The 9,786-nt window shown below is 63.6% G+C and carries 7 protein-coding genes; 1 reads left to right on the top strand and 6 read right to left on the bottom strand.

The features are described 5' to 3' along the window. Nucleotides 1-999, top strand: a 999-nt coding sequence (locus VFV96_11350; GenBank protein ID HEU5070991.1) for an alcohol dehydrogenase catalytic domain-containing protein, incomplete at its 5' end; no start/stop codon positions are given. Between the two features lie 30 nt (nucleotides 1,000-1,029). Here the strand turns inward: VFV96_11350 and VFV96_11345 are convergent. From VFV96_11345 to VFV96_11320, 6 genes are all read right to left on the bottom strand, one after another. Beyond that, complete coding sequence (locus VFV96_11345) at nucleotides 1,030-1,665, bottom strand: DedA family protein (protein ID HEU5070990.1); 636 nt, start codon at nucleotides 1,663-1,665, stop codon at nucleotides 1,030-1,032. Between the two features lie 74 nt (nucleotides 1,666-1,739). Beyond that, a complete protein-coding gene (locus VFV96_11340; protein HEU5070989.1) occupies nucleotides 1,740-3,314 on the bottom strand; it encodes a hypothetical protein in 1,575 nt (524 codons plus the stop codon). 31 nt (nucleotides 3,315-3,345) lie between these two features. Further along, the gene (locus VFV96_11335) at nucleotides 3,346-4,278 is read right to left on the bottom strand and encodes a uracil-DNA glycosylase family protein (protein HEU5070988.1); all 933 of its coding nucleotides are present in this window, start codon (nucleotides 4,276-4,278) and stop codon (nucleotides 3,346-3,348) included. A gap of 533 nt (nucleotides 4,279-4,811) precedes the next feature. After that, a complete protein-coding gene (locus VFV96_11330) occupies nucleotides 4,812-5,438 on the bottom strand; it encodes a response regulator transcription factor (GenBank protein ID HEU5070987.1) in 627 nt (208 codons plus the stop codon). Between the two features lie 6 nt (nucleotides 5,439-5,444). Then, nucleotides 5,445-8,498, bottom strand: coding sequence for a two-component regulator propeller domain-containing protein (locus VFV96_11325; GenBank protein ID HEU5070986.1), 3,054 nt, complete (start codon nucleotides 8,496-8,498; stop codon nucleotides 5,445-5,447). Between the two features lie 104 nt (nucleotides 8,499-8,602). Continuing rightward, on the bottom strand, nucleotides 8,603-9,786 hold a 1,184-nt coding region (locus tag VFV96_11320), incomplete at its 5' end, for a tagaturonate epimerase family protein (GenBank protein HEU5070985.1).

Below are 9,786 nucleotides of genomic sequence, written 5' to 3'. Positions count from 1 at the left end.
GAGGAAGTTGCCGAACCGGCGTTGAAGCCCGGCGAGGTGCGCATCCGCATCGAAGCCGCGCTCACCTGCGGCACGGACCTCAAGGTTTACAAGCGCGGTTATCACGCGAAGATGATCGTGCCGCCGGCCTGCTTCGGACACGAACTGGCCGGCGTCATTTCGGAAGTGCGGTGTGCGGAACGCGGGACGCGGAGTGAAGAGTGGCGCGTCGGTGATCGCGTCGTGGTCGCAAACTCCGCGCCGTGCGGACAGTGCCTGCACTGCCGGAACCAGCAGGAGAATCTGTGCGACGACCTGCTGTTTCTCAACGGCGCCTATGCCGAAAGCATCGTGGTGCCCGCCCGCCTCGTCGAAAAAAACCTGCTCCGTCTCCAGCCCGGCACTGAATTCCGGGACGCAGCATTGACCGAACCGCTGGCATGCGTTGTTTTGGGCGTGGAGGAAACCAAACTCCGTGCAGGCCAGCGCGTGCTGGTGTTGGGCGCGGGCCCCATTGGACTGATGTTTGTGGCGCTGGCGCGCGAGCTGGGTGGCATCGTTTCCGTGGCCGGGCGCGGCGAACAGCGGCTGCAGGCGGCGCGCAAGCTGGGTGCAACGCAGGTGTTCGACGTCGGCGCACATGGCGATATTCTGGCGGCGGTGCCCAAGGATGAGCGGTTTGATGCGGTGATCGAAGCCGTGGGCAAGCCGGAGGCGTGGGAAACTGCGGTGAAACTCGTGCGCAAGGGCGGCATCGTGAATTTCTTCGGTGGCTGCCCGGCGGGCACGACGGTGTCGCTGGACACCGGTTTGCTGCATTATTCGAGCCTCACGCTCGTGGCGAGCTTCCATCACACACCGCGCACCATTCGCCGTGCGCTGGGTTTCATTGAAGCGGGCGTGATTCGTGCCGCAGACTTTGTGAACGGCGAATGGCCGCTCAGCCGCCTGCCGGAATTGCTGCACTCCATGACGACAGGCAACCGCGCTGTGAAGACATTGATCAAGGTGCGGGAGTGAGCGGCCCGCCCACCAGACAGGATCCTGGCCTCAGTCCCGCCGCTTGTCGGCCTTCATGTGCCGATGGACGAAGAAGTAGTAAAGCCCGCCAATGACGAGCATCAGCCCGCCGAGCCAGAGGGAAATCTTGTGCATTTCACCGGCCATGACTTGTTCGTCCTGGCCCATTTTAACCCCGACGTAAGCGAGCACCGTGCACCAGACGGCGGACCCGGCGACGGTGTAGAGCGAGAATTTGAGGTAATTCATCCGCACGATTCCCGCCGGAATGCCGATGAGATGCCGCACCACCGGCAGCAGCCGCGAAATGAAAATGCCCATCGGACCAAACTTGGTGGCCCAGCGTTCGGCGCCTTCCACCTTTTCCGGCGAAATGAAAAAGTAGCGGCCGTAACGCAGCACGAGCGGACGTCCCGCCCAGCGCGACGCCCAATACATCACCGTCGCGCCCGCCCAGCAGCCGATGGTGCCGGCCAGCACGATGCCCCAAACCGTAAAGGGAATTTGCCCCGTGTGCGCCAGGTGCGCCGCGGGCGGGATGACCAGTTCGCTCGGCAGCGGCACAATGGAACTCTCGATGGCCATGAGCAGCGCCACCAACGGATAGCCACCAGTTTCCAGTGAGCGCGAATACCAGTCGAACAACGGTTGGAACAGTTCCTTCATGTCGGCGCGGGGTTATAGCCGAAACCGCGGCCGCGGCAAAGGGAAGTTCACGGCGAAGCTACCGACGATTTGAATCACCAGCCCCGCACAGCCACGTTGGTTTCCCACGCCCGGATTTCCGCCGCCGTTGCCGGCTGTGGCCAGACCCAATCGCGGCCCGCACTCATGATGGGCCGGGCGCGGGCGGAATCGCGGTTCGGATCGCCACCGTCGTCGGTGCCGTTGGTTCCCACGGAATACAGGACGAAGCCCCCATCGGCAGACCGGCGGTATCGCAACGGATGGCCGTCCACCGGGTCGCGCGGCGCCGCGGGCAAATACTCCGGCACCAGCGCCGTCAGGGTGTCGGGCCACACGCCGTGTTGCAGCTGATGGCGTTTGAGCGCGATGGCGCTGATGGCCAGGGCGCGGTTGATTTCGGCGGATTCGACCTTGTTCAGCACCTTTTGCAGCGACAGAGCTGCACCGGCAAACGCGTTGCGGATGGAGGCCAGCGAATCGTTTTCGCCGCCAAAGGAGGAAGGCGAAGAGTCATCATCCGGCTCAACGAGCTGGCCCAGCGCAGCGAGGCGGGCCTGTTGGTTGGAAAGGATGATTTGGTAAGGCTGGTTCGACGCGGCCGCACGGGCGCATTCAATCAGCACCTGCATGCTGCGCAGCGCCCGCCGTTCATCTTCATAGGACAATGCCGATTGCCAGAGGATTTCGTTCGACGTTTTGCGAATTTCGCGGGGCGAAAGGAGCTTTTCGGCGTTGCGGGCCAGCACCGCAGAGACATTGGTGGAAGCGGGCGCGGCGCCTGAACCGGATGCATACATGTCGTAAATGCCGCCTTTGTCGCGGAAATAGCGGATGGTCATCCCGCTCATCGCGCGTTCCATTTCGAAGCTCTGCTCCATCGGGCCGCTGAAATCCTGCGCCGCCAGATCGGCCTGGAGCATTTGCAAATCCGCTTCCGTTGCCGCCGGAGACTGCGTGTATTCCCAAATCGCAGCAACGGCGATTTGAAACATGGCCATGCGCACGAGCTGGGAAATGACGAGCCGCTCGTCCTTCATGCCGCGGATCAGACCGAGCACGGTGTGAAGGCGCCGCGCCGCGTCGGCCGCATCGCCCCGGTGCAAATCCAGCATCGCCGCCGCGGCCAGGATTTGCGCCGCACCTTTGAGCGGCGCCAGATGCGGCAACAGCAACGTGAAGCCTTGCGCGTAGTTCAGGTCGAAATCAAGGACCGGTTCCGCGGCCGCCTCTTCCAGTCGGGCGAACCCGTCCCGCGAAGCATCGACATCCACCGCAAGATCCTCCCACCGGTTGGTGACGTGTTCACCGCCATAGACCAATAGCGGCACCTGCCAGCCGGTCAATGCCCTGCCGGGAGCCACCAGTCGCATCATGGGTGGCGCATTGGTCCCCACCACGCCACGGGTGTTCAGATGAGGAATGGCGCTCAAAAACGCGCCGGCGCCATTCTGGTCCGGCACCTTGCGGTCTGCCAGCAGCGTGGCCAGCGTCAACTTCTCGCCCTGCGCGGTCAGTTGCGTCCGGTAGCGGTCCAGCTGGTGTTTCAACCACCAGCCGTAGGTCTTGAATCCCACCGCTCCGAGCAGCAATGCAACCACCACGCCAATGGCCATCCGGCGCCTTTTCATGTTCCCGTTGGACATCCCGGCCGGGATTTCCTCATGTGCTCCGCGCGAAAAATCCGCGCTGCTTCTCGCTGATGGGCAGTTGAAGCCTTTCCATGACCGCCAGCATGTCCTCCCAAACCTTGCGTTTCTCGGCCAGGGCCTGATTGCGCAGGAGGTAGGCTGGATGGTAGGTGGGCATGAGCGGAATGCCACGGTAAGTCTGCCAGTTGCCGCGCAGCCGGGTAATGCCGACGGTCTTGCCGAGCAGACCTTCAACCGCCGTCGCTCCCAACGCGACCAGCACCCGCGGCCGGATCAGGTCGATTTGCTGGTGCAGCCATGGGATGCACGTCTGCATTTCCTCGGCCGTCGGCTTGCGGTTGCCGGAGGCTTGACCGGGCGTGTCCGGGCGGCACTTGAGAATGTTGGCGATGTAAACCGACTGCCGCGAGAGGCCCATGGTTTGGATGATGCGCGTCAACAATTGCCCCGCCGCGCCGACGAACGGTTCGCCTTGGGCATCTTCATCTGCACCGGGCGCTTCGCCCACGAACATCAGTTCGGCATCCGGATTGCCCACGCCAAAAACCACCGACTTGCGCGACGCCGCCAGGTGCGGGCATTTGATGCAGACCAGCACTTTTTCCCGCAACTCGGCGAAGGCCGCAGCCTTGGCGACGGGATCCAGCGGCGGCAAATCCACGGGCAAACTGGCCGCGCTGACGGCAGGCTCCACGGGCACGCCGCTGGCCGGCCGCTTGAACACCGGCTTGCGCAGCGGCGATGCGGCAGACGGCTTGGGCGGCGCCACAACCGGGGACGGCGCACCCGCCACGGGCCGGGAGGCAACCGACGGTTTGGCGGGCGGTTGGGCCAATGCGGCCAGCAATTCAGGGGTGACCTGAACATGTCGGATGCCCCGCGACCGACGCTCTTCCAGCTCACGAATCGTCGCGTCCAGCAGTTGGTGGTAGGAATCAGTCATTTCCGAAAAGGTCGGAACCGAGCCTAACGAAGCGTGCCATCATGTCGAGCCGACTTGTAGGCAAAGGTGGACCGGGATGGGCCAGGCTGAAGCCCGGTGGAAAAAACAAAAGAAAAAGGCCGGATTTTCATCCGGCCTTTCACACACACTTTGGAACAAAAACCTTTTAAAGTTTCTTTCGGCGGAGCTGGCGTCTCAGCCGAACTTGATGGTGTCATCATACCCCAAAGCGGGTTTCCAACCAGTCCCCATTACGGGGGACAAGGCCCAAACAGGAATTTTGGACCGAAATCCACTGTCGGCGGAGCAAATCGGACCCGAGCCGGCGAGGGGAAAAGCAAAAGGGCCGGATTTTCATCCGGCCCTCACACACATTTCAGAACAAGATCAATTCTCCACTTGGCCCGGGCTGCGCTGGCGTCACAGCCGAAATTGATGGTCACAGCATAACCAAAAACGCGTTCCCCTCCAGTCCCCATTAAGGGGGACAAGGGGTGCACCGAGAATCCCCCCGCTGGCCCATCTTTCACCCGTTACCGGCGCAAGGCCTTGGCCACCGCCTCCGTCCGCGAGCGCACCTGCAGCTTCTCATAAATCCGGCGGACGTAGGTGCGCACGGTTTCGAAACCGATGCCAAGTTTGTCGGCGATTTCCTTATACATGAACCCCTGGGCCAGCAGTTCCAACACTTCCCGCTCGCGCTCGGCCAGGTTCTCGGTGGGTTGCGGGGAGGCGCCCCGCGCCTGGAAGGAATGCACGACCTTCCGCGCGATGTGCGCGGTCATCGGCGAACCGCCGTCCACGACCTCCTTGATGGCCTCCAGGATTTCAGCACTCTTGGAGCGTTTGAGCAGGTAACCAGACGCCCCGGCCTCGAGCGAACCGAAGATGTTGTCCGTGTCCTCGTAGGCGGTGAGCATCACGATCAACACGCCGGGCAGGAGTTGCTTGAGCCGGCGGACGCATTCCACACCGTTCATGCCGGGCAGGTTGATGTCCATGAGCACCACCTGCGGCGTGTCCTTCGGCAGGCCCTTCAGGGCAGATTCGGCATCGCCATACTGGCCGACGCATTGATGGCCGGGCGCGCGATTCAGGATACGCGCCAGGGTGCCGCGCAAATCGGCGTTGTCTTCCACGATGGCAACGGTGATGGGCATGGTATCTCAAGAACGATTCAGCGGCGCCGCAAACCGGACCAGGGTGCCTTTGCGCGGCGCCGGGGTGATCGAAAAACTGCCGCCGACATCCTCCATGCGCCGGGTCATGTTTCGCAACCCATTTCTGCCCCGGCCCGCGGCCGAGGCGGCGCCGCCCGGCCCGCGGCCGTCGTCCTCAACCTCCACCAGCAGCCGGCCACCGTCGAGTTTGATCTGCACGCGCACGGCCGTGGCCTGCGCGTGCTTCACGACGTTGTTCACGGCCTCCTTGGCCACGAGGAACACGTTATGGCGGAAATCCGGCGGAATCGACGTGGCGGGCAATTGCGCGGGAACATCCAGCCGGCAGCGCAGCCCGGCGGTGGTCAGGAATTCCTGCGCATATTTGCAGACATAGTTGACGAGGCCTTCGAGCGTGTCGTTGGCCGGGTTGGCGGCCCAGACGATTTCATCCAACGCCCGCGAGGTTTCACCCGCGGTTTTGGAAATCTGCCGCGCGTGCGTCTCCACTTCCGCCGGCTCGTCCTTGTCGCTTTCGATCAATTCCCCGAGCAACGACACCCGCGTGAGGTTGGCGCCGAGTTGATCATGCAGGTCGCGGGCGATGCGGGAGCGTTCGCGTTCCAGCGCCTCCTTCTGCCGCAACAGGGCCAGTTGCCGTTGCAGGCGCTGGGTGGAAATCCAATAAACCACCCCCACAATCGCGCCGAGCAGAACCAGCGAACTGAGCGTCACAAACCACCAGGTCCGCCAGAACGGCGGCAGCACCACGACGGCGAGCGAACAGCCCGTCTGATTCCAGACGCCGTCTTCGTTCGCCGCCCAGACGTGGAACCGGTAATGGCCCGGCGGCAGCTTGATGTAGCGCGCCACCCGTTCGTTGCGCGTTTCCGTCGGCGTGGCCTCGTGCCCCTCCAACTGGTAGCGGAACACCGCCCGTTCCGGCGCCGCGAGGTTCAGGCTGGTAAACTGAATCTCCAGCCGCTCCGCTGCCGGTGGCACGGTGACCTGCGCCGGCAACGGTGCCCGCAGACCGTTGGTCAACTGCTCGTGTCCTTCAATCAGGACGGACTCGATCGCCACCGGCGGCACATTGGTGTTCTGCCTCAACGCGGCGGGATTGATGCCGACCAGGCCGCGGATGGTGGGGAACCAGAGCTTTCCCGAGTGCGTGCGCACCGCCGCCGGCTGGGAACCCGAAGTGCATTCACTGGTCGGCAAACCGTCCGCCTCGTCATACGTGCGGCAGACCAGCGTCGTCGTTTGGCCGGCCGCGAAATCGTCCAGTGATTTTTTGGTGACGCGCATCAGCCCGGCGTTCGAGCCAATCCACAGGCTGCCCTGATCATCCTCGGCCAGGTAGCAAATGCTGTCGCTCGCAAGGCCATCCCGGGTGGTGTAACGGGTCCACCTGCCTCCCTTGAACCGCGCCAGCCCGCTGCCTGTCCCGACCCACAACGTGCCGTCGGCCTCGGCCAGCAGGGCGGAAATATTGTCCCCCGGCAGGCCCTCGGCCGACTTGCGGAAGACGACGCAGTTGGTGCCGGAGATCTGGTTGAGGCCGCCGCCGGCCGTGCCGACCCAGAGGTCGCCATTCGCATCGTCGGCAATCGCGCGCACGGCATCGGCGGACAGGCCTTCCCGCGTCGTGAAGGTTTTCCACGTGCCCCCGTTCCATCCAGCCACGCCAATGGACGTGCCGAACCAAATCACCCCGGCGCGATCCTGATGAATGGCCGAAACATCCTGCCCCATGGCACCGGCAACGGTAAGCAGTTGAAAATGCTCGTCGCGGAACTGATACAAACCGCCCGGTCCGCGCGTGCCGCTCCAAATCTGGCCGGAATGATCCGCGAACACCGACAGCACATTCGGGCTGAACAAACCGTCTTCGGGCGTGAACTTCCCCTCACGATACCCGAAGGTGCGGATTTGCCCCGCGCTCCAGCGCATGATGCCGCCGCCGTTGAAGCCGACCCACAAGTTGCGGTTCGTGTCCTCGCAGACGGATTGCACCACCTTGCCCGCGGTGCCCGACAGAACCTCGCCGAGGCGGCGTTTGAACCGGTTCAATCCCCCGCCGTCCGTGCCCACCCACAAATCGCCCTCGCGGTCCACGCACACGGAAAGCACACCGGCATGCGACAGCCCTTGCGCCGTGGAAATGCGGGTTACCTGGCCGGTGGCGTTAAACCAATAGACGCCGGCGTTCAAAACACCCACGATCAAATTGCCATCCAAATCCTCCGTGGCGGAGGTGATGCGCGTCCCGTCCGGAACGCTCAACCAGGGATATTCACCCAGCGACCGGTCCAGGTGATTGGTGGTCCACTTTTCAATGCGATTGTCCGCGAACCGCCAGTAACCCTGCCGACGGCTGGCGAGCAGGAAGTCGATTTTGTGTTCCGCCGGTAATTCCTGCAAAAAAGGAAGCCTGGCCTGGTTGGCTGCCGACAGCGGCCCCACCGCCACTTGATTGGTGTCATCCATCGTGACCCACACCGGCCCGCCCGGTTCGGCGATCACGGACCGACAGCCGCTGGCGCTCGGAAAATCCACCCGCACCGCCGCGCCGTTCGCGTAGCGCCACAACTGCCCGTCCGCGAGGTAAAGCCACACCCCGCCGGACGCATCCTCGCAGGCGGACATGAGTTTGCTGCTGCTCGAACCCTGGCCGATGCCCAGCGGCGTCACCAATCCGTCCCGCACCAGCACCACGCCGCCACTGTCCGTGCCCACCCAAAGCCAGCCACGGCTGTCCTCGAAAAGATAGACAATCGCATTGTTGGGCAGCCCCGGCGTGTTGCTCTCATCGAAAGGCGTAAAGCGGTTGCCGTCAAACCGGACCAGCCCATTCAGCGTGCCCAGCCAGAGATACCCATCGTGCGCCTGGATGATGGAAATGACCGAACTCTGCGGCAGCCGCTTCTCCGGCCGGCGCGCTGAAGTGCCCCACACATCCACGATGAACGGCGCTTCCGACGGCGCCTCCGCCGCCCCGGCCAGCCAGCCCCGCAACGCCAACAACGCGAGGACGATGAATCTGCCGTATCGCACCATGATGCGGCAGATTGCCCCGCGCCCCGACCCGAAGCAAGCGCCGCCAAACAAACGGCCGGCCACGGGGAACAACCCGCGCCGGCCGGTCGTGATCCGCCCCTGTTTTACTGCGCCAGGAACAGCGGCTTGATGTGGCGCTCGAACAGGTTGCCCGTGACGTTACGCGCCACCGTGGCTTCACATTCCTCCAGCAGCTTCAAGTAACGCGGCCCCATCTTGGCCGCGACCTTGAAGCCGACGTGGATCAACTGCCGCAGGCTTGGGTTGAACTGCGGATCGGCCTGGTTGTGGCGCAGCGCGCGGACGTATTGCTCGCTCGTCCACCCGTTCACCTCCGCCGCCGTCGGCAGCTTGGCACGATCGATGTCAATCACCGTGGCATACGGCGCGCAGAGTTCGTCAATGTGCGCCAAGGCCCCGGCATAAATCTCTTTCGCGAGTTTCAAACCCTCGCCGCCGTGTTCGGCGAGGCCGATGACTTCCTCCAGCCACGTCGTGCCCGCCGTCTTCACGTGGACACCGCAGCCGTGCTGCTTTAACGCGCGGCTGATGGCCGGATAGATCGAAAACTTGTCGCTGCCCGAATGGACGCTGAGCTTGAGCGTGTCCGGCAGGCCGTAGCGTTTGATCGCGTGCGCGATGACGCGGAGGTCGTCGTTGAACTCCTTCTCGAACTGTTTCACGTCGCCCACGTAATCCACGCCCTTGTTGAAGCGCCCCGTGAACTTTGGCGCGATGGTTTGGATCGGGATCTTCTCGTCCGCAATAGCCGCGAGAATGATGAGCAGCTCGGGCGGCGTCTGCGGCGAATCGGTTTCGTCCATCGAAACCTCCGTGACGAACGGCGTGCCGTTCTTCGCATGAACGATGTGCTGATAGACCTTGCCGGCTTCCTGTGCCGCGAGGAGATACTTGCCCGCGATGCGCTCGACTTCGGCGCGGGAAATGTCAAACGGCCGGTCAATGCCCGCAATCTGCACCTGGCCGGCCAGTTCCGGATGCCGGTCCGTAAACGCCTGCACCGCGCCCGCCGCGGCGGGTTTGCCGATGTAGTCGGCCACATCAATCGTGAAGAAGTCCGACACCGCCACGAAGCGGTCCACGGTCTTCAGCCCGATGTGGTCGGCGTCCACGTAGAACGGTTTTTTCCACCCGGCGGCTTTGACCGCCGCCTCGGCGGCGGCGCGCACGCTCGCCGGCTCGGAGCCGATGATGTTGTGCTCGCGGTTGGATTTGTTCCAGGTCGGGCAGATCTCGACGCCGTGTTGCGCGGCGAGCAGGCAGGCCT

It is taken from the genome of Verrucomicrobiia bacterium (genome assembly GCA_035765895.1).
Lineage (GTDB): Bacteria > Verrucomicrobiota > Verrucomicrobiia > Limisphaerales > DSYF01 > DSYF01.
This window is presented reverse-complemented; position numbering and strand designations above follow the sequence as displayed.

Excerpts from the sequence above, each read along its gene's own strand:
- VFV96_11345 (HEU5070990.1), bottom strand. The coding sequence starts at position 1,665 with ATGAAGGAACTGTTCCAACCGTTGTTCGACTGGTATTCGCGCTCACTG.
- VFV96_11340 (HEU5070989.1), bottom strand. The coding sequence starts at position 3,314 with ATGAAAAGGCGCCGGATGGCCATTGGCGTGGTGGTTGCATTGCTGCTC.
- VFV96_11335 (HEU5070988.1), bottom strand. The coding sequence starts at position 4,278 with ATGACTGATTCCTACCACCAACTGCTGGACGCGACGATTCGTGAGCTG.
- VFV96_11330 (HEU5070987.1), bottom strand. The coding sequence starts at position 5,438 with ATGCCCATCACCGTTGCCATCGTGGAAGACAACGCCGATTTGCGCGGC.
- VFV96_11325 (HEU5070986.1), bottom strand. The coding sequence starts at position 8,498 with ATGGTGCGATACGGCAGATTCATCGTCCTCGCGTTGTTGGCGTTGCGG.